1 pseudogene is annotated in these 258 nt (G+C 39.5%); it reads right to left on the reverse strand.

The features are described from left to right. A pseudogene (locus SB725_RS32265) lies at nt 1–258 on the reverse strand (NmrA family transcriptional regulator); the annotation flags it as partial.

A 258-nucleotide genomic window follows, 5' to 3' on the forward strand; every position in this document is an offset into this window, starting at 1 on the left:
GGAAACCATTCTTCAAAAGTTAATGTTCCCAGTCTTGCATCATCTTTAGGGACAAGAGTAAGATCTTCGAGTGGAGAACCGAAATACAATGCCTCATTATCTTCTATTACTTCAAGTGAATCTTTGGTTTTAGAAAGGTAGTTTTGTACAAGACCAGATAAGCTGAATCTTTCCGGACCACCAATTTCTACAATAGTGTTGATTGGTTCAGCAAGAGCAATTTCTGCAACGATAGCAGCCGAAGACGTTGCTGCTATC

The sequence above is a fragment of the Pseudomonas sp. SIMBA_041 genome, from assembly GCF_046535095.1.
GTDB lineage: Bacteria > Pseudomonadota > Gammaproteobacteria > Pseudomonadales > Pseudomonadaceae > Aquipseudomonas > Aquipseudomonas mucoides.